The organism is Streptomyces sp. NPDC089799, assembly GCF_040684755.1.
Taxonomy (GTDB): domain Bacteria; phylum Actinomycetota; class Actinomycetes; order Streptomycetales; family Streptomycetaceae; genus Streptomyces.
In genome coordinates, this window is sequence record NZ_JBFBGR010000023.1 from 1 (window position 1) to 25,176 (window position 25,176).

The 25,176-nt window shown below is 70.7% G+C and carries 24 protein-coding genes; 12 read left to right on the top strand and 12 right to left on the bottom strand.

The features are described from left to right. Positions 1–91 precede the first annotated feature (91 nt). Positions 92–664, bottom strand: a complete 573-nt coding sequence (locus AB0O36_RS23965) for a helix-turn-helix domain-containing protein (RefSeq protein ID WP_365113850.1) — start codon at positions 662–664, stop codon at positions 92–94. A 134-nt stretch (positions 665–798) separates the two neighbouring features. Here AB0O36_RS23965 and AB0O36_RS23970 point away from each other — a divergent pair, with 134 nt between their 5' ends. The 3 genes from AB0O36_RS23970 to AB0O36_RS23980 all read left to right on the top strand — a co-directional run bounded on the left by AB0O36_RS23970 (position 799) and on the right by AB0O36_RS23980 (position 3,611). Beyond that, positions 799–2,394 (top strand): MDR family MFS transporter, encoded by a 1,596-nt coding sequence (locus AB0O36_RS23970; protein ID WP_365113852.1) that lies wholly within the window; start codon positions 799–801, stop codon positions 2,392–2,394. Between the two features lie 169 nt (positions 2,395–2,563). Beyond that, entirely contained in the window at positions 2,564–2,893 is a 330-nt protein-coding gene (locus AB0O36_RS23975; protein ID WP_365113854.1) for a nuclear transport factor 2 family protein, read from the top strand. 100 nt (positions 2,894–2,993) lie between these two features. Beyond that, on the top strand, positions 2,994–3,611 hold the full coding sequence (locus AB0O36_RS23980) for a hypothetical protein (protein WP_365113856.1): 618 nt from the start codon (positions 2,994–2,996) through the stop codon (positions 3,609–3,611). Positions 3,612–3,831: 220 nt separating this feature from the next. Here the strand turns inward: AB0O36_RS23980 and AB0O36_RS23985 are convergent, their stop codons facing one another. From AB0O36_RS23985 to AB0O36_RS23995, 3 genes are all read right to left on the bottom strand, one after another. Next, positions 3,832–5,121 carry an extracellular solute-binding protein gene (locus tag AB0O36_RS23985; protein WP_365113858.1) on the bottom strand — a complete coding sequence of 430 codons (1,290 nt, stop codon included), beginning with the start codon at positions 5,119–5,121 and terminating at the stop codon, positions 3,832–3,834. Between the two features lie 267 nt (positions 5,122–5,388). Further along, entirely contained in the window at positions 5,389–6,009 is a 621-nt protein-coding gene (locus AB0O36_RS23990) for an SMI1/KNR4 family protein (RefSeq protein WP_365113860.1), read from the bottom strand. 51 nt (positions 6,010–6,060) lie between these two features. Further along, positions 6,061–6,516, bottom strand: coding sequence for a DUF192 domain-containing protein (locus AB0O36_RS23995; RefSeq protein WP_365113862.1), 456 nt, complete (start codon positions 6,514–6,516; stop codon positions 6,061–6,063). A 173-nt stretch (positions 6,517–6,689) separates the two neighbouring features. Between AB0O36_RS23995 and AB0O36_RS24000 the strand changes: the two genes are divergently transcribed. Then, positions 6,690–7,454, top strand: coding sequence for an A24 family peptidase (locus AB0O36_RS24000; protein WP_365113864.1), 765 nt, complete (start codon positions 6,690–6,692; stop codon positions 7,452–7,454). 193 nt (positions 7,455–7,647) lie between these two features. Here the strand turns inward: AB0O36_RS24000 and mgrA are convergent, their stop codons facing one another. Then, complete coding sequence (mgrA, locus tag AB0O36_RS24005) at positions 7,648–8,688, bottom strand: L-glyceraldehyde 3-phosphate reductase (protein ID WP_365113866.1); 1,041 nt, start codon at positions 8,686–8,688, stop codon at positions 7,648–7,650. 132 nt (positions 8,689–8,820) lie between these two features. Between mgrA and AB0O36_RS24010 the strand changes: the two genes are divergently transcribed. From AB0O36_RS24010 to AB0O36_RS24035, 6 genes are all read left to right on the top strand, one after another. Beyond that, positions 8,821–9,582 (top strand): isoprenyl transferase, encoded by a 762-nt coding sequence (locus AB0O36_RS24010; RefSeq protein ID WP_365113867.1) that lies wholly within the window; start codon positions 8,821–8,823, stop codon positions 9,580–9,582. A gap of 349 nt (positions 9,583–9,931) precedes the next feature. Next, positions 9,932–11,248: a PhoH family protein gene (locus AB0O36_RS24015; RefSeq protein ID WP_365113869.1), complete on the top strand. Its 1,317-nt coding sequence runs from the start codon at positions 9,932–9,934 to the stop codon at positions 11,246–11,248. 411 nt (positions 11,249–11,659) lie between these two features. Next, positions 11,660–12,358 carry a transglycosylase SLT domain-containing protein gene (locus AB0O36_RS24020; protein WP_365113871.1) on the top strand — a complete coding sequence of 233 codons (699 nt, stop codon included), beginning with the start codon at positions 11,660–11,662 and terminating at the stop codon, positions 12,356–12,358. A gap of 133 nt (positions 12,359–12,491) precedes the next feature. Then, a complete protein-coding gene (locus AB0O36_RS24025) occupies positions 12,492–13,955 on the top strand; it encodes an AI-2E family transporter (protein ID WP_365113873.1) in 1,464 nt (487 codons plus the stop codon). Next, the gene (locus AB0O36_RS24030) at positions 13,952–14,677 is read left to right on the top strand and encodes a hypothetical protein (RefSeq protein ID WP_365113875.1); all 726 of its coding nucleotides are present in this window, start codon (positions 13,952–13,954) and stop codon (positions 14,675–14,677) included. Before AB0O36_RS24025 ends, AB0O36_RS24030 begins: the two co-directional genes overlap by 4 nt. Before the next feature lie 123 nt (positions 14,678–14,800). Then, the gene (locus tag AB0O36_RS24035) at positions 14,801–15,403 is read left to right on the top strand and encodes a hypothetical protein (protein WP_365113876.1); all 603 of its coding nucleotides are present in this window, start codon (positions 14,801–14,803) and stop codon (positions 15,401–15,403) included. A 75-nt stretch (positions 15,404–15,478) separates the two neighbouring features. Here AB0O36_RS24035 and AB0O36_RS24040 read toward each other — a convergent pair whose 3' ends face one another. Continuing rightward, positions 15,479–16,018 carry an alkyl hydroperoxide reductase gene (locus AB0O36_RS24040; RefSeq protein ID WP_365113878.1) on the bottom strand — a complete coding sequence of 180 codons (540 nt, stop codon included), beginning with the start codon at positions 16,016–16,018 and terminating at the stop codon, positions 15,479–15,481. 3 nt (positions 16,019–16,021) lie between these two features. After that, a complete protein-coding gene (locus AB0O36_RS24045; protein WP_365113880.1) occupies positions 16,022–16,576 on the bottom strand; it encodes a peroxiredoxin in 555 nt (184 codons plus the stop codon). A gap of 137 nt (positions 16,577–16,713) precedes the next feature. On the opposite strand from AB0O36_RS24045, the gene AB0O36_RS24050 reads away from it, so the two are divergent. Next, positions 16,714–17,685, top strand: coding sequence for a LysR substrate-binding domain-containing protein (locus tag AB0O36_RS24050; RefSeq protein WP_365113882.1), 972 nt, complete (start codon positions 16,714–16,716; stop codon positions 17,683–17,685). Positions 17,686–17,762: 77 nt separating this feature from the next. Here the strand turns inward: AB0O36_RS24050 and AB0O36_RS24055 are convergent, their stop codons facing one another. From AB0O36_RS24055 to AB0O36_RS24075, 5 genes are all read right to left on the bottom strand, one after another. Then, positions 17,763–20,096: an FtsX-like permease family protein gene (locus AB0O36_RS24055; protein WP_365113884.1), complete on the bottom strand. Its 2,334-nt coding sequence runs from the start codon at positions 20,094–20,096 to the stop codon at positions 17,763–17,765. Further along, positions 20,093–20,779, bottom strand: a complete 687-nt coding sequence (locus AB0O36_RS24060; protein ID WP_365113886.1) for an ABC transporter ATP-binding protein — start codon at positions 20,777–20,779, stop codon at positions 20,093–20,095. The genes AB0O36_RS24055 and AB0O36_RS24060 overlap by 4 nt, the downstream gene beginning before the upstream one ends. Continuing rightward, on the bottom strand, positions 20,776–21,300 hold the full coding sequence (locus tag AB0O36_RS24065; protein ID WP_365113888.1) for a PadR family transcriptional regulator: 525 nt from the start codon (positions 21,298–21,300) through the stop codon (positions 20,776–20,778). The genes AB0O36_RS24060 and AB0O36_RS24065 overlap by 4 nt, the downstream gene beginning before the upstream one ends. Before the next feature lie 110 nt (positions 21,301–21,410). Then, on the bottom strand, positions 21,411–21,647 hold the full coding sequence (locus AB0O36_RS24070) for a hypothetical protein (protein ID WP_365113889.1): 237 nt from the start codon (positions 21,645–21,647) through the stop codon (positions 21,411–21,413). Next, a complete protein-coding gene (locus AB0O36_RS24075) occupies positions 21,644–22,585 on the bottom strand; it encodes an SPFH domain-containing protein (protein ID WP_365113891.1) in 942 nt (313 codons plus the stop codon). The genes AB0O36_RS24070 and AB0O36_RS24075 overlap by 4 nt, the downstream gene beginning before the upstream one ends. A gap of 234 nt (positions 22,586–22,819) precedes the next feature. Between AB0O36_RS24075 and AB0O36_RS24080 the strand changes: the two genes are divergently transcribed. Further along, positions 22,820–25,099, top strand: a complete 2,280-nt coding sequence (locus tag AB0O36_RS24080; RefSeq protein ID WP_365113893.1) for a transglycosylase domain-containing protein — start codon at positions 22,820–22,822, stop codon at positions 25,097–25,099. The last annotated feature ends 77 nt before the right edge of the window (positions 25,100–25,176 follow it).

Here is a 25,176-nt window from a genome sequence, read left to right on the forward strand (position 1 = left end):
GTGCGGTGTAGTCCTAGACACCTCCACCACACCGGAGGTCTTCGTCATCATCAAGACCCAGCCCCGTTAACAACGCTCGTGGTCAATACACCTAGGGTGCGTGCTGCCGGTGGGCCTGGGTGATGAGGTCGATCGCGACCTCCAGCGTGGCCCGCCGCTTCTCCTCCGGGTCGCCCTCCAGGTGCTGGAGGAACAGCATTCCCGCGTGCATCGTGAACAGCGCGCTCACGCACCGCACCTGATCGGCCATCGGGGCGTCGGTGACCCGCAGCAGGTCCACCATCGCGAACATCCGCTGCTTGAAGGTCTCGCCGATGCTCAGCTCGCGCATCGTCGCCTGGTTCTCCTGCATGAACCGGTACAGCGGGGAGGCGAAGGACAGCGCCTCGCTGTAGCGGCGCAGGATCTCCTGCTTGTTCTCCAGCGTCCTGGGCTGCGTCTCGGCCCAGGAGATCAGCTCGTCGATGGGCCTGGTCAGGTCCTCGAAGATGCTGATGATGATCTCTTCCTTGGTCTTGAAGTGGTAGTAGAGCGCCGCCTTCGTGACCTCCAGACGCTCCGCGATCTCCCGCAGTGACGTCTTCTCGTACCCCTGTTCGGCGAACAGCTCCAGCGCGACGTCCTGGATGCGCTGGCGCGTATTGCCTCGGCGCGTGCTGGACATGGATCTCCCCACTTACTTACTTGACGCCCGGCTAGTTACGGGTCTACCTTCCCCAGTGTAGTGAACTAGCCGGGCGGCAAGTAAGGGTCTGGCTGGCAGATGTAGCGGGCTGTAGTGGGTACAGGGGAGTGGACATGAGCGACACCGTGATCAAGGGAGCCTCGGCGGAGGAGGTGAAGCCACGCAGCGTCCGCGTCGTCCTGCTCGCACTCATGATCGCGATGCTGCTCGCGATGCTCGACAACATGATCATCGGCACGGCCATGCCGACCATCGTCGGCGAACTCGGCGGCCTGGAACACCTCTCGTGGGTGGTGACCGCCTACACGCTGGCCACCGCCGCCTCCACCCCCATCTGGGGCAAGCTCGGCGACATGTACGGCCGGAAGGGCTCCTTCCTCACCTCCATCGTCATCTTCCTGATCGGTTCCGCACTCAGCGGCATGGCCCAGGACATGGGCCAGCTCATCGGCTTCCGCGCGGTCCAGGGCCTGGGCGCCGGCGGTCTGATGGTCGGCGTCATGGCGATCATCGGCGACCTGATCCCGCCGCGTGAGCGCGGCAAGTACCAGGGCATGATGGCCGGTGTCATGGCCCTCGCCATGATCGGCGGCCCGCTGGTCGGCGGCACCATCACCGACCACCTCGGCTGGCGCTGGTCCTTCTACATCAACCTGCCGCTCGGCGCGGTCGCGCTCGCCATGGTCACGGCGGTGCTGCACCTGCCGAAGAAGGAGAAGGCCAAGCCGCGGATCGACTACCTCGGCGCCGCCCTCCTCACCGTGGCCATCACCTCCACCGTGCTGGTCACCACCTGGGGCGGCACCGAGTACGCCTGGGGCTCGGCCGAGGTCATCGGCCTGACCGTCCTCGGCCTCGCCGCCACCGCCGGCTTCCTCTTCGCCGAGACCCGCGCGGCCGAGCCGATCATGCCGCTGCACATCTTCCGCAGCCGCAACTTCACCCTGATGTCCGTGATCGGCTTCCTGACCGGCTTCGCGATGTTCGGCGGCGTGCTCTACCTGCCGCTGTTCCAGCAGTCCGTGCAGGGCGCCTCGGCCACCAACTCCGGCCTGCTGCTCCTGCCGATGCTGCTGTCCATGATGGCCGTGTCCCTGATCGCGGGCCGGATCACCACCAGCACCGGCAAGTACAAGCTGTTCCCGATCGTCGGCGGCGCACTGATGGTCGTCGGCCTCTGGCTGCTGGCCACCATGGACACCGGCACCTCCCGGCTGGTCTCCGGCGTCTACATGGCCGTCCTCGGCGCCGGCCTCGGCTTCCTCATGCAGATCACCATGCTGGTCGCCCAGAACAGCGTCGAGATGAAGGACATGGGCGTGGCCTCCTCCTCGGCCACCCTCTTCCGCACCCTCGGCGGCTCCTTCGGCGTCGCCCTGATGGGCTCGCTGTTCACCAGCCGGGTGCAGGACACCATGACCGACCGGCTCGGCGAGGCGGGCGCCTCCGCCACCGGCGCCTCCGCCCAGCTGGACGCGGCGAGCCTGGCCAAGCTGCCCGAGGCCATGCGCGAGGCGTACCAGCACGCGGTGGCCGCCGGCACCCACTCGGCCTTCCTGCTCGGCGCGTCCGTGGCCGTGCTCGGCTTCCTGGCCGCCTGGTTCGTCAAGGAGGTCCCGCTGCGCGGGGCCGGCCCGGCGCCCGCCGCTGACGGCGAGACCCCGGCGCAGGCCGCCGGCGCGCCGCGCCAGGAGCCGGTCGCGCACTGAGCCCGCCCCCCCACGCCCCGAGGCCCCCGGTGGATCCGTCCACCGGGGGCCCTCGCGTTCGCGTCGGAGTGTCCCGGCCGCCGCGGGCGCGACCGGGTGTTTCCTGGTCGGGCGCCGGCGTACGCCCGTACGCCCGCGCCCGTAACGCCGACCAGGAGGGCACCGCACCGTGACCATCGCCCCGGCCAACCTGTCCGACCCGACCGTCGCGGCCTTCGTCAAGGCCGTCAACGCGCACGACAAGGAGGCGTTCCTGAAGGTCCTCACCGCCGACGCGACCATGGCCGACGACGGCTCGGACCGCGATCTCCAGGAGTGGATCGACAAGGAGATCTTCGACACCGGCGGCCACATGGACGTCCAGAAGGAGTCCGACGGCGGCCACACCCTCGTCGTCAACTACCGCAACGACACCTGGGGCGAGATGCGGACCCGCTGGCGCTTCGTCATCTCCCCCGGCGGCGGCAGGATCAGCCGCTTCGAGACCGGCCAGGCATGACCCGCCGGACGTGAGCGCGCGGTCAACCCCGACGCTCCCGTACGGGTGAAAGCGGGCCCGGCGTCGTTCCGGGCCCGCGGAACGTCCCGTTGGTCCGGGCATGAAGCGCACCCGGATCGCCGCTCTCGTCCTCGTCGGCTCCGCCGCGGCCCTCGCCCCGGCCCTCGCCTCGGCCGCCGACCAGGTCTCGTACCTCCAGGACCCGGCGGGCGACGGCAAGGCCATGAAGAAGCTGTGGACCAAGGGCAAGGAGCACAAGGTCGAGGGACAGGCCCGGTTCCACCCCGGGGTCGTCTACACGATGACCGAACGCAAGGGGAACAAGAACGAGCACCAGGGGGACTGGGGCAGCCAGGTCCCGGACCCGGAGTCGCTGGCCTGGGAGCCGAAGTTCGAGTTCGCGTGGGCGGTGTCGGACGCCAAGCTGGTCAAGGGGGCCGTCACCACCCAGGGCGGGAAGCACCCCGTCGTACTGCACGGGGTCCTGCGGAGGGCGGACGGCAGCAAGGCGGCGGAGGTGCACAGCAGCGTCGCGGGCCGGCCGGCCAAGGGGAAGGCCACACTGCCGGGCGGGAAGCGGATCGCCTGCGACACGGGGGAGTACACGGTGGAGTGGTCGATCACCCGGACCCACTACGGGACCCTGGGGGGAACGATGAAGTGGAACGCGGACTGCACCAACCACCGGACGGCCTTCCGCCAGGCGAACACCGGCTGAGACCGGGGCCCGGGGCCCGTCGCCCCGCGCACCTTGTGGGTGCTGTGGCGGGCGACCGGGAGGCGGCTCCGATCGGGAGCCGCGGGTCCTGCGCGGTGCTGCACGGTGCTTCGCCGTGCCGCGCGGTGCTGCGTCGTTCTGCGGGTGTTGCGTCGTACTGCGGTCGTACGGCGGTCCGGTCGGGCCCTACAGGGGGGCGGGTCCGGGGACCTGTGCCCGGTCAGGACTTCTTGGACTCGTCGCGGGACTTGTTCGCGATGTCTTCGAGGACCGTCTTGGGGTCGGCGGCGGGCTCCACCGCACGACCGATGTTGCGCTTGATGGTGTCGCTGATGGTGACCCAGTTCGGGTTGTTCACCGGGTACAGCTGCGCACCGCGCAGGGCGGCCAGGAAGGCCTGGTCGTTCGCGTCGATGCCGGTGCCGCCGCCGGCCTCGTGGGAGCGGGTCGCGGTGACCGTCGAGGGCAGCAGGTGGTACTGGTTGGCGAACTCGGTCAGGTGCTTGTCCTGGTAGATGAAGTCCAGGAACTTGCCGATCTGCTGCTTGTGGTCGTTCTGGTTGAACGCCACCATCCAGTCCGCGACGCCGACCGCCGGCGGGGTCTCCGTCGGGCCGAGGCCCTCGTTGACCGGCATCGCGATGGTCTTGACCGGGATGCCCTTGGCCCTCGCCTGGTGGTAGAGCGAGGGGTAGCCGTTGAGCATGCCGACCTCACCGCGCAGGAACGCGTCGAACGCGTCCTGACGGTTGAGCTTGCCCGGCTGCACCGGACCGACCAGGCCGGGAGCGACCAGGTTGTCCTTGATCCAGTCGAACGTGGCGACGTTCTGGTCCGAGGCCAGCGCGTAGTTGCCGCTGGTGTCCACGTAGCCGCCGCCGTTGCTGAGCTCCCAGATCAGCGCCTCCGCGTGCGCCTCCTCGGGGCCGAGCGGGAGGGCGTAGGGGAACTTCACGCCCTTCGCCTTCAGCGCCTCGGCGGCCTCCTTCAGGGCCTTCCAGGTCGTCGGAGGCGTCACCTTGGCCTTGGTGAACAGCGCCTCGTTGTAGAAGAGGAGACGGCTGCTCGCCACGAAGGGCAGGCCGTAGAGGGTGTTGCCGATCGAGCCGGCCTCGGCGAGCGGCTGCAGGAAGTTGGCCTCGGCACGGACCGAGAGCAGGTCTTCCGCGGCGTAGATCTTGCCGTCGGCCGCGAAGTCCGAGTAGGAGCCCATGAGCGCCACGTCCGGCGCCTTGCCCGCCTTGACCATGCGGCTGACCTCGCGGTCGATGTCAGCCCACGGCAGCAGCTTCACCTCGACCTTGATGCCGGGGTGCTGGGCGGTGAACTCGTCCGTCGCCTTGTCCCAGAACGTCTTGGAGCTGGTTTCGGGCGTGGTGCCGTATTCGGCGGCGACCAGTTTGAGGGTGGCGTCATCGCCGTCACCGGAACTGGAGCCGCAACCGGAGAGCGAGAACAGGAGGCCGAGTGCGGCCGAGGTCGCCGCCGCCCCGAAGAGTCTTCGTCGCACGGGTGAATTCCCCTGGATTTCTTTTGGTTACTTATGAGTTACTCCGGGGCCCGGTGTCCTGGCGTGACCCGAGGTGGCCCGATGGCCGGAATTCTCTCGTGTCCGGGGGGTAGTTGATTCCAGCGCCCCCTTACTTATGGGCAATGCTCCAACTCCCGCTATTCCGGCTGGTGTTTTCTTATATGCGGCGGGAAATGTGGACGCGCGTAGACATGCCGAATGCCCGTTTCCGGCGGAGCCGGGACGGGTGGTGTTTTTGCTGGAACGTTACGAGGGGGGGAACTCTCCGGCATACGGATCCGGTTCACCGGTTTCCGGATTGCGGCCCTCCTGCCAGCGGCGCTGGGCCTTGCGCCAGTGAACGAAGCCGATCGGGCCGCCGTCCCAGAAGGTGATCCCGACCGGGCTCACGTCGAACTCGTCGGAGAAGAGGCGGAGCAGGAATTCGGCCATGCCGTACGGATGCACGGCGAAGGCGTCGGCGGTGTGGCGGCCGCACACCAGGACGGGCCAGCGGTCCGGGTCCGGATCGGTGGTCACCCAGCAGAGGATGTCGTCCGCGGCGGTGACGCCCCAGGCGAGGACCGACTCGGGGTCGATGCCGAAGGCGGTGCGTCCGCCGCCGGCGACCCAGGCGGCGCGGGCGTTCGCGGTCGCCTCGCCCATCTCGGCCGGGTCCCACTGGAGGCCGGGCTTGGGGAGGGGGAGCAGGATGCTCGCCTCGCCGTTGACGGTGCCGGCGCCGTAGCGGCCCATGAAGGCGACGAAGTCGGCGGGGAACCGGGTGCCCCAGGCCGCTTCGGCGGCCCGCCAGTCGATGTCCTCGTCGGCGCCGTGCGTGGCGGGCATGAGCCGCTCCAGCGCCACCAGCTGCGCGTTCTCCGTCATCGCCGCCCGCTCCCCGCCGATCCCCGCCCGCCGTTGCCCAACCGTCCCAACTTACCGTGCGGTGCGGGGCCCCGGCCCGGCCGGTCGGGAGGGGGCGGGGGCCAGGGTGAGGACGGTGCCGGGGCGGAGGTTCCAGGCGGCGAAGGAGCCCGCTTCGGCCTCCAGGACGTGGCGGGAGCGGAGCCGCGGGAGGCCGAGGCGGTTCGGGGGCATGGTGCGGACCGCGAGGACGCGGAGGTCGCGGTCGAGGTGGGCCACGTCGATCGGGAAGCGCATGCGGAAGGTGTGCACGCTCGTGGCGGGGGTCAGGAGCATGGCGCCCTCGATGCCGGTGCGGCCCAGGAGGCCGCGGGTGCGGGCGCGGTAGGAGGCGGCGATCTCCAGGCGGACGGGCGGGGTGGCGGGGTCGGGTTCCTTGCCGGGGCCGGGGCCGGGGTCTGTGCCGGGGCCGGGGGTGATGCGGAGCTCCGCTTCGCCGTCCGTCCATTTCCGCCTGCGGCGTGCCATGGCGTGCCCCCTCGCCCCCTGGTGTGTGGGGCACAGGGTAGACCCGTTCGGTCGGGGGTCCCCAGGGCCTGTCCGGCGGACCATGGCCGGGGCCGCGGCGTCCGGCACGGCACCTCACCGGACGCCGCGGCCTTCTCCGACCCTGATCCACCGGAGGCCCTAGGGTCGGCGGCATGGGTGTGGGCGTGGGCGTCGTCGTCGTGGTCGTGCTTGCCGTGGGGTACGGGGTGGTGGCCGGGGCGCTGCTGCCGCGGGCGGCGTACCGGTTGTCCGTGCCGGCGGGGGAGCCCTGGCGGGAGCGGTGCCCTGCGGGGCATGTGGTGCGGGGGTGGGCCGGGCCGGTGCGGTGCGGCGCCGGCCGGGCTGCGGGGGTGCGGGGGTGCGGTGCCGGTGGTGCGCCGGGGGCGCGGCCGTACACCTCGGCGGGAGCCGCGCTCGTGTGCGGGATCGTGGCCTACGGGGTCGGGGGCCGGCCTGAGGCTGCGGTCTTCGTCGCGGTGGTGCCCGTGCTCGTGCTGCTCGTGGTCGTCGACCTCGCCGTGCACCGGTTGCCCGACGTGCTCACCCTGCCGTTGGCCGGTGTGGTCGCCGGCGGGCTGGGGATGGCCGCGCTCGTGCCGGGGGCGGGCGGGTCCTGGCGGGGGGCGCTCCTCGGCGGGGCCGGGCTCGGGGCGGCGTACCTCGTGCTCCACCTGATCAACCCGGGCGGCCTCGGCCTGGGCGACGTCAAGCTGGCGCTCGCGCTCGGGGTCGCTCTTGGGTGGTACGGGTGGGGGGTATGGGCCGCCGGGGCCTTCCTCGGCTTCCTCTACGGCGCCCTGCACGGCCTCGCCCTGCTCCTGGCCCGGCGTGCCGGGGCCCGCACGGGTTTCCCCTTCGGCCCGGCCATGATCGCCGGTGCGCTCACCGGAGTGCTCATGGGTGGACTCGGAGCGTAATCGGGCCCCGCCAATGCACGCAGCAGGCTTTACGAAGGGTTATGGTGGAACCCCCCCCTCGGGCCGGTCCGTATCCCCCCCACGGACCGGCCCGTTTTTCGTTCCCCGGCCCCCGCGGGGAAACGTGCAGGTCAGGCGGACGGGCCCCGGGCGCTGCCGGGAGCGGCTCCGCCGGCCCGGAGTTCCGTCGGCCTCAGCCCCGCTGGGCCCAGATGTTGGTGCCGGGGGTGGAGACGGCGAAGGAGTCGATCTCCTTCAGTTCCTCCTCCGTCAGAGCGGGTCCGGCCAGGGCGGCGACGTTCTCCTCCAGCTGCGACACCTTCGAGGCGCCGATCAGCGCGGAGGTCATCCGGTCGTCGCGCAGCACCCACTTCAGCGCGAGCTGCGCCAGCGACTGGCCGCGGCGGGCCGCGATCTCGTTCAGGCCGTTGAGCCGCCGGACCACCTCGTCCGAGAGCAGCTGCGGGTTCAGGGACTTGCCCTGGGTGGCCCGCGAGCCCTCCGGCATGGTCCCGCCGAGGTACTTGCCGGTCAGCAGGCCCTGGGCCAGCGGCACGAAGGAGATGCAGCCCATGCCGGACTCCTCCAGGGTGTCCAGCAGGCCGTCCTCCTCCGTCCAGCGGTTGATCATGGAGTAGGAGGGCTGGTGGATCAGCGGGCGCACGCCCATGTCGTTCAGGATCCGCACCGCCTCGGCCGTCTGCTCCGCGGTGTAGGAGGACACGCCGACGTACAGCGCCTTGCCCTGCCGGACCGCGGACGCGAGCGCGCCCATGGTCTCCTCCAGCGGGGTCTCCGGGTCGAATCGGTGCGAGTAGAAGATGTCGACGTAGTCCAGGCCCATCCGCTCCAGCGAGCGGTCGAGCGAGCCCAGGAGGTACTTGCGGCTGCCCCACTCGCCGTACGGCCCGGGGTGCATCAGGTAGCCGGCCTTGGTGGAGATCACCAGCTCCTCGCGGTACCGGGTGAAGTCCTCCGCGAAGATCTTGCCGAAGTTCAGCTCGGCGGAGCCGGGCGGCGGCCCGTAGTTGTTGGCCAGGTCGAAGTGGGTGATGCCCAGGTCGAAGGCGCGGTGCAGGATGGAGCGCTGGGACTCCAGGGACTTGTCGTCACCGAAGTTGTGCCAGAGGCCGAGGGAGATCGCGGGGAGCTTGAGGCCGCTGTGGCCCGTGCGCCGGTACTCCATGGAGTCGTAGCGGGAGTCGGCTGCCCGGTAGGGGTTGGTATTTGTCACGTTGTCCTCCCTATCACGGACTTGTGACAGACCGAGTTGGGTCGGTTGTCCCGACGCGCAGTAGTGTGGCGCCCTCGGGGGACTGAAGGACCGCAATTCGCACGGGGGCATGCACGGAGGGGCTGGAGGATCGTGAAGCTGCGCGATCTGGTGTACAGGCTGTACGCACGCCGGGTGGAAGGCCGACTCGACCATGCCGCGGTGCCCAAGCACATCGGCGTCATCCTGGACGGCAACCGGCGCTGGGCAAAGGCGTCCGGCGGCACCACCGAGCAGGGCCATCAGGCCGGTGCCGACAAGATCTCGGAACTGCTCGGCTGGTGTGACGAGACCGACGTCGAGGTCGTCACGCTGTGGATGCTCTCGACGGACAACCTGGACCGGTCAGAGGAAGAGCTCCGGCCGCTCCTGGCGATCATCGAGAACACGGTGCGGAACCTCGCGTCCGACGGCCGCTGGCGGGTCCACCACGTCGGGAACCTGGACATCCTGCCCGGCCGCACCCAGGCCGTGCTCAAGGAGGCCGAGCAGGACACCCTGGGCCGCACGGGCATAATCGTCAACGTCGCCGTGGGCTACGGCGGCCGCCAGGAGATCGCCGACGCGGTGCGCTCGCTGCTCCTGGAGCACCACGAGAAGGGCACCTCGATCGAGGAGCTCGCCGAGATCCTGGACATCGACCACATCTCGGAGCACCTCTACACCCGCGGCCAGCCCGACCCGGACCTGGTGATCCGCACCAGCGGCGAGCAGCGGCTGTCCGGATTCATGCTCTGGCAGAGCGCCCACTCCGAGTACTACTTCTGCGAGGTCTTCTGGCCGGCCTTCCGCAAGGTCGACTTCCTGCGGGCCCTGCGCGACTACGCGGCCCGGCACCGGCGCTACGGCACCTGAGGTACGGCACCACGGACGGCCCGGCCGGTTCAGGCCGGGCACCTGACACCCCTTCGGCCCCTCCGGTCACCCTCGCAAGCCCTTCACCTGGGATTCACCGATCGTCCGTCATATGCCATGGCATGGGGGCGCACGTAAGAGGGAATATCACTGGCAGGTCGACGCCCGATCCACGGGTGTCGCATCTCAGCGGACGGCATGGGGCCGTCCGCCCGGGAGGCCCTTTGCACCAGGACGCTCGTGCGGTTCGCACGGACTTCAGGGGAGGGCCGGAAATCGGCCCCGGCATTGCGGCCGATGACCGGTCCGGTCTTCATGGCCCGACCTCTTACGAGGGGGTAGTCCTTCCGTGGTGACCAGCACAAAGCGCCGCCTGCCCGACAGGCGGACCTACGTCCTCGACACCAGCGTCCTGCTGGCCGACCCCAACGCCTTCTCCCGGTTCGACGAGCACGAGGTCGTGCTCCCGATCGTGGTGATCACCGAGCTGGAGGCAAAGAGGCACCATCCCGAACTCGGATACTTCGCCCGGCAGGCCCTCCGCCTGCTGGACGACTTCCGGGTGCGGTACGGCCGCCTCGACGCCCCCATCCCGATGGGCGATCTGGGCGGCAGCCTCCGTGTCGAGCTCAACCACTCCGACCCCGGGGTCCTCCCGGCGGGCTTCAGGCTCGGGGACAACGATTCGCGGATCCTCGCGGTCGCCCGCAACCTGCAGGCCGAGGGGTACGACGTCACGGTCGTGTCGAAGGATCTTCCGCTGCGCATCAAGGCGTCCTCGGTGGGCCTGCTCGCCGAGGAGTACCGGGCCGAGCTGGCCATCACCGACGCCGGCTGGACGGGGATGAGCGAGCTCGCCCTCTCCGGCGAACAGGTCGACCTCCTCTACTCCGAGGAGCGGCTCTACGTGCCGGAGGCGGCCGAGCTGCCCGTCCACACCGGACTGGTCCTGCAGTCCGAGCGGGGCAAGGCCCTGGGCCGGGTCACGGCCGACGGCAACGTGCGGCTGGTCCGAGGCGACCGGGAGGCGTTCGGCCTGCACGGCCGCAGCGCGGAACAGCGCATCGCGCTGGACCTGCTGCTCGACCAGGAAGTCGGCATCGTCTCCATGGGCGGCCGGGCCGGCACGGGCAAGTCGGCGCTGGCGCTCTGCGCGGGCCTGGAGGCCGTCCTGGAGCGCAGGCAGCACCAGAAGGTGATGGTCTTCCGGCCGCTGTACGCGGTGGGCGGGCAGGAGCTGGGCTACCTGCCGGGCACCGAGGCCGAGAAGATGAGCCCCTGGGCGCAGGCGGTCTTCGACACCCTGTCCGCGGTGGCCGGGCGCGAGGTGATCGAGGAGGTGCTGGGCCGCGGGATGCTGGAGGTGCTGCCGCTCACGCACATCCGGGGCCGCTCGCTGCACGACGCCTTCGTGATCGTGGACGAGGCCCAGTCGCTGGAACGGAACGTCCTGTTGACCGTTCTGTCCCGGATCGGGGCCAATTCCCGGGTCGTTCTGACGCACGACGTGGCCCAGCGGGACAACCTGAGGGTCGGCCGGTACGACGGAGTGGTCGCCGTGGTCGAGAAGTTGAAGGGCCATCCGCTCTTCGCACACGTCACGCTGACCCGCTCGGAGCGTTCGCAGATCGCCGCGCTGGTGACGGAGATGCTCGAAACCATCTGAACCCGGACAACCGGGGCCGGGCATCCGGACCCCGGTGTCCGGCACCGCGTCGGCCGTCAAAACGCCCATAGCGGAAAGCGAGTTGGCGCCGCCCGGCAAAGGCCAAGGAGCCTAGCCGGGCGGTGCCTTGCTGCACAGGGGATTTGGGGAACCGGACGAGGTCCTGCCGGTGTGACCTTTCCCACGCAACGGGGAATTGCCTTGCGGCGTCGGCGTCCGGCAGAGTCTGTTCTCCGTCAGGCCCCGCATACGGCACAGCTGTACCTGCAGTACCACAACTCAAGAACCGACCGCCGTATGCCGCCCGCTACGGGCCAGTGTCTCCAGTGACCGCTTTACACGGAGGCCAGTGCGAGGGGCGCTCTTGCGGCCGCTGCGGTCACGTTGCGGACGCTGCTGGAAGGACATCGTGTGAGCCGGATCTCGGTCCGGGGGTTCGCCGTGGCTTCTGCCACTGCGGTCACCACCGTCGGCGCCGTCGTGGGCGTTTCCACGGGCGACGCCCAGAACGACCTTGAGACGACCGCTTCGGGCGCCACGCTCCTGGCGGACATCCCGGTCGGCGAGCAGGCCCAGGTCCAGACCGCTGCCCTGGCGCAGCAGGCAGACGCCATCGCCCTCTCCGCCGACGCAGACGCGAAGAAGGCCAACGAAGAGGCCGCCCGCGTCCAGGCCGCCCAGCTGGCCAAGGAGAAGAAGGCCGCCGCCGAGAAGGCCGAGGCCGAGGCGAAGGCGAAGAAGGAGCGCGAGGAGAAGGAGAAGGTCGCCAGCCGGTCGACCACTCGCGACGCCTCGGGCTTCCAGGTCCAGAGCTCCTACACGGTCGCCCAGGTCAAGTCCATTGCCCGGCAGATGGTGCCGGCGGGCCAGTTCCAGTGCTTCTCGAACATCGTGAACCACGAGTCCACCTGGAACTACAAGGCCACGAACGCCTCCTCGGGCGCCTACGGTCTCGTCCAGGCGCTGCCCGGTTCGAAGATGTCCTCGGCCGGTGCCGACTGGCGCACCAACCCCGCCACCCAGATCGAGTGGGGCCTGAACTACATGAACAGCCGCTACGGCAGCCCCTGTGGCGCGTGGTCGTTCTGGCAGGCCAACAACTGGTACTAGGCGTTCCTCAACCTCCGGGGAGCCCCGCACCGTCCTACGCGGTGCGGGGCTCCTCGCGTGTACGGTCGACCAGGCGCTGACGACCGGACGGGTGGGGGTCCTCCCGACACAGTCTGGGGGAGAGAGGGACGAAATGGGGAAGAGCAGGGGCTGGCTCGGCCGGCTCGGCAACAAGCTGAACCGGCTGGACGAGCGGCTGTCCGAACGGCGGGCGGAGGTCGAGGCCGAGGCGCTCGGCGGGCAGACGCCGGGGACCGCTGCCGACGCGGGAGCGTCCGGTGCGTCCGGCACGCAGCAGACCGGTCCTTCCACCCCGGCCCCGCCGCCCCTCCCGGCTCCCGGCCCGCACGGGCACGCCGCGCCGGGATCCGCCGCGTACGGACACACCGCGCACGGGCACACCGCGCACGGGCACACCGCGCACGGCGAGTTGCCCGTTCCGGTGCACCCCACCACGCTCATGACCCGCCCCGATCCGGCGAGCATGATCCCGTGGGGGGTCCGGGTCGCCGCCGAGGCGAGCTGGCGGCTGCTGCTGCTCGCGGGCATGCTCTGGGTGCTGATGAAGGTCATCAGCGAGGTCCGGCTGGTGGTGCTGGCCTTCGCCGCCGCCCTGCTGGTCACCGCCCTGCTGCAGCCCTTCGTGGTCCGGCTGCGGCGGCTCGGCCTGCCGCGCGGGCTGGCCACCGCGGTCACCGCGATCCTGGGCTTCGTGGTGATCGGCCTGGTCGGCTGGTTCGTGGTCTGGCAGGTGATGGAGAACCTGGACGACCTGTCGGAGCGGGTCCGGGACGGCATCAACGACCTCAAGACCTGGGCGCTGGACAGTCCGTTCCACGTCACCGAGAAGCAGATCAACGACATCGCGAAGAACCTGACGGACACCATCGGCACCAACACCGAGGAGATCACCTCCGCCGGCCTGCAGGGCGCCACGGTGATGGTCGAGGTGCTGACCGGAATACTGCTCGCGATGTTCTCCACCCTCTTCCTGCTCTACGACGGGAAGAAGATCTGGGGCTGGGTGCTGGGCCTGGTCCCGGCCGCCGCCCGGGCCGGTGTGGCCGGAGCCGGACCGCGCGCCTGGCGCACCCTGACGGCGTACGTCCGCGGCACGGTGATCGTCGCGCTGATCGACGCGATCTTCATCGGTCTCGGCCTCTACTTCCTGCACGTGCCGATGGCGGTGCCGCTGGCCGTCTTCATCTTCCTGTTCGCCTTCATCCCGCTGGTCGGCGCCGTGGTCTCCGGCGCGCTCGCCGTGGTGGTGGCGCTGGTGACCCAGGGCGTGTGGACGGCCCTGATGGTGCTGCTGGTCGTGCTCGCCGTGCAGCAGATCGAGGGCCATGTGCTGCAGCCGTTCATCCTGGGCCGCGCGGTCCGGGTCCACCCGCTCGCCGTGGTCCTGTCGGTCGCGGCCGGCGGAATGATCGCCGGGATCGGCGGTGCCGTGGTCGCGGTCCCGCTGGTCGCCGTCACCAACACGGTCGTCGGCTACCTCCGGGCCACCTCCCGCGACCTCCCCGGCCGCATCGGCCCGGGCCCGCACGGCGCGACCGCGCTGACCGTCCAGGCCCCGCCGGACGGCCGGTCGTGATCAGCGAGCCGGAGCTGGACGGGGAGTGGGACGGGCCGCCCCGCCCGGCGGAGATACCCGGAGGGGGCGCAGGGAACGCCACCGGAGAGGGCTCCGGGGGCATTCGCGCACGATCGCCGCTGCGGGCCCGGGCATGGGCCGCCCTGGGCGGCGCAGCGGTCGCCTCGGCGCTGTGGGCGGGCGGACTCCACGCCCTCGGCGACCGGCCGGGCGCACCGCCGGAGTTGGCGTACGCGCTCCCGGAGGACCTGTGCAGGGTGCTGGAGGTGCCGGCGCTGACCCGGATCGCGGGAAACCTGCACACGAACGGGGCGGACAGCCGCCAGGCCCGGGACCCGGTGCTGGACCAGGCGGTCTGCTCGCGCGGCGGGGACCGGAGCAACGGCCTGAGCTACTCCGTGGTGGCGACGGTGCAGCTGCACAGGAAGACCGACCCGGAGGCCGAGTTCGGGGTCGAGCCGCTGCTGTACCAGGAGACGGTGGAGCAGTCGCAGGTCCCGGGCCTCGGCGAGCGCGCGCTGATGCTCGTCGAGGACGGGGACCACAGCGCCGAACTGAAGGTGCTGGACGGCGGCGCGGTGATCCGGCTCTCCGTCTACGCGACCTCCTTCGGCGACGACGGCCTACCTGACGGATCCGAAGAGAAGATGGACGCGACCGCGGTCCAGGCGGCTTTGATCGAGGACATGGGAGAACTCCTCAAAGGGCTGCGGAAGAAGTAGGGGGAACGGGCCGTGATCACAGAGCCCGAGATGGAGGAAACGGGGCAGCCTGCGTCCGGACCGGATGCCGCCCCGGACGTGGTGGAGCCGCCGGCGCCACGCGAACGCCGGTCACGAGCCGGCTTGCTCTGGGCCCTCGGCGGGGTGCTGGCCGCCTCCGCGGTGTGGGCGGGCGGACTGTACGCGTACGGCGACGAACTGGCCGCGCCCCAGCAGGCGTACCGGCTGCCGGAGACGCTGTGCAAGGACTTCAGGCCGGCGGCGCTGAGCAGGACCGTGCCCGGTCTGAGGGACTTCGGGGAGGCCCGCGGCGAGCAGGCGCAGGAGACGCTGGACTGGGTCGTGTGCGAGACGACGGGCGAGTCCGAGCCGACGCCGTCCGGGGACAGGGTGCGCTACGTCCTCCGGGTGGAAGCGGAACGGCACAAAAAGACCGATCCCGCGGTCGAGTTCGGGCTGGGCATCCCCGTCCTGGACGTCAGCGGGAACTCCACGGTCTCGGGCCTGGGGGACAAGGCGATCCTGAACACCACGCCGGCCGGGCGTGAACCGGTCCTGCGCGTGGTGGACCACGAGGCGGTCTTCACCATCCGGATGACAGCGCTCTCCCTGGACGAGCGGGGGAGCCCGGCCGGTGACGTGGTCACGGACAACGTCGACTACGACGAGGTCAAGTACGCCATGATCGAGGACATGCGGAAGCTGATGGACGCCACCCGGAAGTGAGCCGCGCGCGCACGCGAAGGGGCCCCGCCGACGGCGGGGCCCCTTCGGCGTACGCGGCTGCGTACTGCGGGCTGACTACTCGGCGGCGAGGGCCGCCTCCGCGTCCAGGGTGACCGCGACGGCCTGGATCACCGAGGCGATCTTGAAGGCTTCCTGGACCGTCTCCCGGTCCACGCCGGCCTTGCGGAGCACCTGCTCGTGCGAGTCCAGGCACTGGCCGCAGCCGTTGATCGCGGAGACCGCGAGCGACCACAGCTCGAAGTCGACCTTCTCCACGCCCGGGTTGCCGATGACGTTCATCCGCAGACCGGCCCGCAGGCTGCCGTACTCCGGGTCGGAGAGCAGGTGACGGGTGCGGTAGAAGACGTTGTTCATCCCCATGACCGCGGCGGCGGACTTGGCGGCGGTGTACGCCTCGGGGGAGAGGGCGGCCTTCGCCTCCGGCTCCAGCTCACGCAGCACGATCGGGGACCGCGCGGCGATCGCGCAGGACAGCACGGTGCCCCACAGCTGCTGCTGCGTCAGCGTGTCCTGGTTGCCGATGACCGAGCCGACGTTCAGCTTCAGGTCCTTGGCGAAGTCCGGTATGGCGGACTTGAGGGAGTCGAGGGACATCCGTCACTCACCGGCCAGCAGCGCGCCGGCGTCGAGGGTGTCCTCGCCCTTGTTCCAGTTGCACGGGCACAGCTCGTCGGTCTGCAGGGCGTCCAGGACCCGCAGGACCTCCTTCGGGTTCCGGCCCACGGAACCGGCGGTCACCATGGCGAACTGGATCTCGTTGTTCGGGTCGACGATGAAGACGGCGCGCTTGGCGAAGCCGTCCTCGCCCTCGACGCCGCAGGCCTGCATCAGCTCGTGCTTGACGTCGGCCAGCATCGGGAAGGGCAGGTCACGCAGGTCGGCGTGGTCCTTGCGCCAGGCGTGGTGCACGTACTCGGAGTCGCCGGAGACGCCCAGGATCTGCGCGTCGCGGTCGGCGAACTCCTCGTTCAGCTTGCCGAACGCGGCGATCTCGGTCGGGCACACGAAAGTGAAGTCGGCCGGCCAGAAAAACACCACACGCCACTTGCCCTCGTAGGACTTGTGGTCGATCTGCCCGAACTGCTTGCCCGCCTCCAGGGACACACAGGCGGTCAGGTCGTAGGTGGGGAACTTGTCACCGACAGTGAGCACGGACTCTCCTTGCGGAACCGGAAAACATGCCTTTTTGGGGCTTTTCCGAGGGGGTTGGACGGATCTCACATGCTGGCACAGCAGCATTGATTGTGGAAATCGCTAGAGTTGAGCCAGGTGATCGGAGGTACCTATCAGTGGCAGTCGGTAATACGGGCGGCAGGGCGGCGAAGCAGCCCACCCTCGCCCAGCTCCGGGCCTTCGCCGCCGTCGCCGAACACCTCCACTTCCGCGACGCCGCCTCGGCCATCGGCATGAGCCAGCCCGCACTGTCCGGTGCGGTGTCCGCACTGGAGGAAGCCCTCGGCGTGCGTTTGCTGGAGCGCACCACCCGCAAGGTCCTGCTGTCCCCGCCCGGCGAGCGGATCGCCGCCCGCGCCCGGCTCGTACTGGACGCGGTGGGCGGGCTGATGGAGGAGGCCGAGGCGGTACGGGCGCCCTTCACCGGGGTGCTGCGCCTCGGCGTGATCCCGACCGTGGCGCCGTACCTGCTGCCCACCGTGCTGGGACTGTTCCACCGGCGCTGGCCGGGCATGGACCTCCAGGTCCACGAGGAGCAGACCGCCTCCCTGCTGGACGGGCTGGCGGCCGGCCGGCTGGACCTGCTGCTGCTCGCCGTGCCCCTTGGTGTCCCCGGGGTCACCGAACTGGCCCTCTTCGACGAGGATTTCGTCCTCCTCGCGCCCCGGGAACACCCGCTCGCGGGCCGGAAGGACATCCCGCGCGAGGCGCTGCGCGGGCTGCAGCTGCTGCTGCTCGACGAGGGCCACTGCCTGCGCGACCAGGCCCTGGACATCTGCCGGGAGGCCGGGCGGGACGAGGGCGCCGACGTCACCACCACCGCCGCGGGCCTCTCCACCCTCGTACAACTGGTCGCAGGGGGGCTGGGGGTGACCCTGTTGCCGCGCACCGCGCTGCGGCTGGAGACCGCCCGCAACGAGCACCTGGCGACCGGGTGCTTCGCGGAGCCGGCGCCGTCCCGGCGGATCGCCCTGGCGATGCGTACGGGGACCGCCCGGCAGGAGGAGTTCCGGGCGGTGGCGGCGGCGCTGCGGGAGGCGGTCCGGCCGCTGCCGGTCCGCCCGCTGCCGGTGCGGCCGACGGGCTGACCGCAGCACCGGCCGCAGCACGCCGCCGCCCCGTGGCCGACCGACCCCGCCGACCGCCCCTGTGCCGGCGCGCCCGCCTACTCGGTGCGCAGGCCGTCCGGCCGCATCACCCGCAGCAGCGGCGGCAGGCTGAGCAGCGTCACCACGGTCACCACCGCGGCGCCGATCCCGGTCATGGTGAGCACCGGGGTCCAGTCGACCCGGACCGGATAGCCGGTCATGCCGAGCAGCAGGAGGCCCAGCCCGGTGCCCGCCGCGGCGGCCAGGAGCAGGCCCACGGCGATCGGCAGGACCGACTGCCAGAGCTCCGACAGGGTGAGCGTGGAGCGCCGGGTGCCGAAGGCGACCAGCGCCGCCAGCAGCTTCCGCCGTTCCCGCAGCTGCTCCAGCCGGGAGACCAGCAGGCTGGTGCCGATCAGCGCCAGCACACCGGCCGCGCCGAAGTACAGGCCGGTCTGCACGGACGCGTAGCTGCTGTCCGTCCGGGTCTCGCGCAGGCTCATCGCGTGGGCGAAGACGTCGGCCTTGAACACCGCCGTACGGACGTGCTCCATCGCGTCCGGGTCGGCGGTGTCGGCGAGGACGTCGATGGAGGCGTGCTCGTAGCCGTTGAAGCCGGCCGGGGCGGCCGACGGGGTCAGCAGCAGCCCGGAGGAGGTGCCGCCGGTCGGGGTGGTGCCGCCGTGGACCGTGCGGAGATTCGCCGGGACGGTCAGCGAGACCGGCGGGGGCCCGCCCGGCTCGCGCTGCAGGACGTTCCCGGCGAACAGCTTCTCGCCGGCCTTCGCCCCGGGCATGTCGGTCCCGCCGGCCACCATGAAGGCGTCGCCGTCCTTGCAGGAGTCGATCGAGGCGATCTCCTTGAGGGCCGCGCAGCTGCCGATGGTGACGCTCAGCAGGTCGTCGCCGTTGCCGCCCGCGCGGTGGGACGCCTGGGTGCCGCGCAGCGCCACGGCCCGTCTGACGCCCGGGGACGCCTCCAGTTTCCGGGCCAGGTCGTCCGCCAGCGCGCCCTTCTCCGTGAGCACCACGGCGGTGGCGCGGGTCAGGTCGTAGCCGGTGTCCTCGATGAAGTCGCCGCGGGAGCCGACGAACAGCATCTGCAGGGCGATGGCCCCGGCGACCGCCACCGCGACCCCGCTGACCAGACGGGCCGCCGTACCGCTGTTGACCTGGAGCCGGCGGACCGCCAGCTGCCAGGAGACCGGGCCGCCGGACAGCCCGCGCACCAGCCGCTCCAGCAGCCAGGGCAACAGGGCGGTCGTCCCGACCAGCAGCAGCACCACGCCGGCCGACACCTGCCACTGGTTGAACGAGCCGTTCTCCCTGCCCTGTCCGAGCATCGGGAACAGCAGGCCGGCCCCGGCCGCCGGCATCAGCAGCCGCCACCACACCCGCCGCCGGGACTGCTTGGCGGTCCGTACGACGCCCAGCGGCTCGATGACCACCCCGCGCAGCGCGAACACGGTCACCAGCACGGCGGCGGTGGGCACCAGCGCCGCGACCAGTGCGGCCAGCGCCGGGTTCGGGGTGAGGTCGTGCGGGAAGAAGCTGCGCTGGCGCAGGTCCATGTTCCCGACCACCTCGCGGCCGAGGAAGAACAGCCCCGCGCCCATGGCCAGTCCGGTGAGCGCCCCGGCCAGGGCCTCGCCGGCGGCGATCCGGCGGACCATCCGGCCGTCGGCGCCCACCAGGCGCAGTGCGGCCAGCCGGCGGTCGCGCCGTTCGCCGCCGAAGCGGACGGCGGCGGCGATGAACACGGCGACCGGCAGCAGCAGGGCCAGCAGGGTCATCAGGACGAGCAGCAGCAGGACGGGGTCGGAGGAGGGTTCCTCGACCTCGATGGCGTAGTGGTCGATCCGCTTGATCCGGTACGAGTCGAACGCGCCGCCGCCGTCCTTGCTCAGGTCGTAACCGGTGTAGAAGTACAGCTCGTGGGGGCCGATCAGGCCCGCGTCGCCGATGATCTGGGTGATCTTCCCGTCCAGCCGCTCGCGGAGCAGCCGGCCCTCCCCGGACTCCAGCAGCCGCTTCAGGGCGGGGGAGACGGCGATTTCGCCCGGTGCGGGGAGCGTCTTCAGGCCGGGCGGGACGGGGGCCCGAGGGCCTTCCGCCCTGACCAGTACGCCGCCGATGTCCTTGCCGTGGTACGTCTGGTTGGCCGAGGCGACCAGCAGGGTGTCCGGGCCGGGCTGCGGGAGGTTCTGCGCGTTGTACAGGCCGCGGGCGTCACCGCGGGCGTCCCGGGCCGCGAAGGCGTTGGGCAGCGAGGTGGTGATCAGGAGCAGGGCCACGCCGATGCCGACGCCCAGGCCGGTGAGCAGCGTACGGGTCCAGCCCTCGCGGCCGCCGCCGAAGGCGAACCGGGCCCCCATGGCGAAGTCCCGGCCCCAGGTGCGGAGCTTGCTCATACGATCCGCTCCATGTCGCGGGACCTGCCGTCGCGGACCACGATCTCGCGGTCGGAGTAGGCGGCCACCCGGGTCTCGTGGGTGACCAGGACGACGGCGGCGTTGGCGGACCGGGCGGCCTCGGTGAGCAGCTGCATCACCAGTTCGCCGTTGAGGGAGTCCAGGGCTCCGGTGGGTTCGTCGGCGAAGACCACGCGCGGGCCGGTGACCAGGGCGCGGGCCACCGCGACCCGCTGGCCCTGTCCGCCGGACACCTCGCCGGGCCGCTTGTCCCGCACCTCGCCGACCTGGAGGCGCTCCATCCACTCCAGGGCGGTGGCCTCGGCCTGCCTGCGCCTGGTGCCGGCCAGGCGGAGCGGGAGGGCCGCGTTCTCCAGGCAGGTCAGTTCGGGGACGAGCTGTCCGAACTGGAAGACGAAGCCGAAGTCCGTGCGGCGCAGGGCGCTGCGCTCGGCGTCGCTCATCGTGGTCAGCTCGCGGCCCGCGTAGGTGATCGAGCCGGAGTCGGGCGTCAGGATGCCGGCCAGGCAGTGCAGCAGGGTGGACTTGCCGGAGCCGGAGGGGCCCATGACGGCGACGACCTCGCCGGGGTGGATGGAGAACTCGGCGTTGTCCAGGGCGTGGGTGGTCCCGTACGTCTTGCGGAGGGCGGTGGCGGTGAGCAGCGAGCCTGCGGGGGTCACCGGCTCACCTCCTGCCGGAGCTGTTCCAGGCGGGCGGTGGCGAGCTCCAGCCAGCGGAGGTCGGCTTCCAGGTGGAACAGGGCGTGGTCGCAGATGAGCTGGTCGGCGAGGTCGCCCTTGCGCTTGCGGGTGGTGAGGATGCGCATCAGGCGGAGGTGCTCGGCGCGCTGGGTGTCGAGCAGGTCGGCCGCCGGGCGGCCGGTGAGCAGGGCCAGGACGACCTTGGTGTAGAGCACCGACTGGAGGTAGGGCTCGGGCTTCTCCGGCTGGGCCAGCCAGTGTTCGACGTCGGTGATGCCCGCGTCGGTGATGGCGTACCGCTTGCGGTCGGGGCCGTCGCCCGCCTCGATGCCTTCGACCTCGACGAGGCCGTTCTTCAGGAGGCGGGACATGGTCGAGTAGACCTGCCCGTAGGCGAGGGGCCGGTCGTGGCCGAACTTCTCGTCGTAGGCGCGCTTGAGGTCGTAGCCGTGCCGGGGGCCGGCTTCGAGGAGGCCGAGGAGGGTGTGACCTATGGACATGGAACGACTATACACACGGTGTATACGCACGATGTATACATGCGGCGTATAGAGGGTGGATGCGTGCTCGGGAAGCTCGGCAGCCCGCGGACCTCAGGGGTCCGCGGGCTTCAGGAGTCGCTCTTCGGCGGGCGGCCGCGGCGGGGGATCGGGCCGGGGGCGCTGGGCAGGCGCCCGGCCTCCGCCAGGGCCCGCCGCAGCAGGAACTCGATCTGCGCGTTCGCGCTGCGCAGTTCCTCGCCCGCCCACCGGGCCAGTGCCTCGTACACCTGGGGGTCCAGCCGCAGCAGCACCTGCTTGCGGGCTGCGCGGCCGGAGGGTTCGGGGGGCGGGGTGGACGGGGTCACTGGTACAGGGTGCCCGTGTTGACCACCGGCTGGGCGGCGCGGTCGCCGCACAGCACCACCATCAGGTTGGAGACCATGGCGGCCTTCCGCTCCGGGTCGAGGTCCACGATGTCCTCCTCGGTCAGCCGGTTCAGGGCCAGTTCGACCATGCCCACCGCGCCCTCCACGATCTGCTTGCGGGCCGCCACCACCGCTCCGGCCTGCTGCCGCTGGAGCATCGCGGAGGCGATCTCCGGAGCGTACGCGAGGTGGGTGAAGCGGGACTCGATGATCTCGACCCCGGCCGCGTCGACGCGCACCTGGAGCTCCGCGGCCAGCTTCTCGGTGATCTCCTCGGCGTTCCCGCGCAGCGAGAGACCCTCCTCCTCGTGCGAGTCGTAGGGGTACTCGATGGCGATGTGCCGGACCGCGGCCTCCGTCTGCGTCTCCACGAACTCGGTGAAGTCCTCCACCTCGAAGACCGCGCGCGCGGTGTCCGAGACCCGCCACACCACGACCGCGGCCAGCTCGATCGGGTTGCCGTAGGCGTCGTTGACCTTCAGTACGGCGGTCTCGTGGTTCCGGACCCGGGTGGAGATCTTCTCGCGGGAGGTCAGCGGGTTGACCCAGCGCAGGCCGTCGGTGCGGATGGTGCCGCGGTAGCGGCCGAACAGCTGGACCACGCGGGCCTGGCCGGGCTCCACCACGTTGAGTCCGGTCATCGCGACGACCGACACCGGGAAGAGGAGGATGCCCAGCAGGATCAGGGTGATCTTGAGGACGTTCGGGCCCGAGACCGCTCCCGCGGCCACCAGGCCCGCCGCGCCGAGCATCCCGGCCAGGCCGAGCAGCAGGGCCGGCCCGCCGCCGATGCTGTGGGCGGCGTACTCCCGCACCTTCGGCTCCGCCGGGGCGCCTGTACCCGCCGGATCCGTCGCCCTGTCCGCAACTTCGGTCATGGTTCGCCCCGTTCGTGTTGTCCGTGGCCGTCGTGGGCCTCTAGCAAAGTGATATCACTTTTTTGCTCGGTCGCAACCCGCACGGCATCATGTGCGTCGGTTCCGGTGGAGTGGGGTGCTGATTCTCACGTCCGAATTAGCCGGTATTGGTCGATATTGAGCGACCTTTGGCCATTCCTGCGGTGTTAGTTTTCGGAGCTGACGTCGGGGGGTTTATCGAGCGGAGCGGGAGCGATGGGCCGAGCAGAGGCGCGGAGAGCGCAAGGCGGCGGGCGCGGTGCACGACGCACATCGAACGGCGCCCGTGCGGGCGGCGGGGGCGGGGGCAAGAAGAGCCTCATACGCCGGCTGTTCACCTGGAAGAAGATCCTCGGCACGTTCTTCGGGCTGATCCTGCTCGGGACGGCGGCCCTGGTCATCGCGTACTTCTCCGTCGAGAAGCCCAACCCCAACGAGCAGGCGACGCTGCAGAGCAACGTCTACAAGTTCGCCGACGGCTCCATCCTGGCCCGCAGGGGCGAGGTCAACCGCGAGATCGTGGGCCTCGACCGGGTCCCCAAGGACGTCCAGACCGGCTTCATCGCCATCGAGAACAAGTCCTTCTACAAGGACCAGGGCGTCGACATCTTCGGCGTGGCCCGGGGTGGCGTCAACACCCTCCTCGGCCGGGGCACCGCCGGTGGTTCCACCATCACCCAGCAGTACGTCAAGAACTACTTCCTGAACCAGGAGCAGACGGCCACCCGCAAGCTCAAGGAACTCGTCATCTCGCTCAAGGTCGACAACGAGATGGAGAAGGACGACATCCTCGCGGGGTACCTCAACACCAGCTACTTCGGCCGCGGGGCCTACGGCATCCAGGCCGCCGCCCAGGCCTACTACGGCGTGGACGTCGACAAGCTGACGCTGGAACAGGGCGCCTACCTGGCCGCCGTCCTCCAGGCCCCCAGCCAGTACGACTGGGCCACCGCCGGCCCCAACGGCAAGAAGCTGGTGATGATCCGCTTCAACGGCGTGCTCGACAACATGGTCGAGATGGGCGCGCTGGACTCCGCGAAGCGCAAGACCCTCCAGTTCCGGGAGCCGATCAAGCCCAAGCCCGCCCCCGGCCTGGACGGCCAGAAGGGCTATCTGGTCCAGGCCGCCAACGCCGAGCTGCGCCGGCAGGGCGTCACCGACGACCAGATCGAGGCCGGCGGCTGGACCATCACGCTGAACATCGAGCCGAAGAAGCAGAAGGCCCTGGAGGACGCCGTCCAGGACGAGCTGGAGTCCAAGCTCGACCGCAAGGACACCAAGGACCGCCCGGTCGACCAGAACGTCCAGGCCGGCGCCACCTCCGTGGACATCAAGACCGGCCACATCGTCGCCATGTACGGCGGCACCGGCCTCCAGGACAAGTACGCCAGCAACGCCCTGCGCACCGACTTCCAGCCCGGCTCCACCTTCAAGCCGGTCGTGCTGGCCTCCGCCATCGAGAACGGGGCGGAGACCCAGGACGGCAAGGAGATCACCCCGAACACGATCTACGACGGCACCAGCCGGCGGAAGGTCGTCGGCGCCACGGCCCCGTTCGCCCCGCAGAACCAGGACGACGTCAGCTACGGCGACGTCACCGTCCAGGAGGCCACCAACCGCTCCATGAACTCCGTCTACGCCCAGATGTTCGTGGACGCGGAGCCGCCGAAGGTGAAGAAGACCGGTATCGCCCTCGGCATGAAGGACCGTCCGGGCTGGGACGAGAACGCCCCGGCGCTCTCGCTGGGCACCATGAGCGCCAACACCGTGGAGATGGCCGGCGTCTACGCCACCTTCGGCCACCACGGCAAGAGGATCACCCCGACCATCATCAAGTCCGCCACGCACGCCGAGCGGACCTTCAACCCGCAGCAGGCCGTCGGCGGCCAGGCGATCAGCAGCCGTACCGCCGACACCGTGACCAAGGTCCTCGTCGGCGTGGTCGAGGACGGCTCCGGCAAGGCGGTCCGCAGCAGCGCCTACCAAGCCGCGGCCAAGACCGGTACCACCGAGTCCAACGTGGCCGCCTGGTTCGCCGCGTACACCCCGGAGCTGGCCACCGTCGTCGCGATGTTCGGCGAGGAGCCCGGCACCGGCAAGCAGACGACCCTGACCGGCACCGCCGGCGGTGGCCGCGCGGGCGGTTCCTCCTTCCCCGCCGCGATCTGGAAGGCGTACACCCTGGAGGCGCTCCAGGGCGCCGACACCGGCAAGTTCGACCTCGAAGACGCCGACATGGGCGCCCCGGCCAAGCTGCCGAGCCGCAGTGCCAGCCCTTCGAGCTCGGCGAGCACCTCGCCCAGCACCTCGGCCAGCACCTCGCCGAGCACCAAGCCCTCGGGGTCGCACAGCCCGAACCCGAGCGGCAGCCAGTCCAGCAAGCCGAACCCGAGCGGCAGCAGCTCCGGCAAGCCCTCGTCCAGCCCGCCGACGAAGCCGACCCCGCCGACCAAGCCGCCGACGGGCAGCGCCGACATCAAGCCGCCGGGGCAGTAGGCCGGAACGGACGAGGCCGCCGCCCCGCAGCACGTGTGCTGCGGGGCGGCGGCCTTTCGCATGATCCTGCGGCCGGC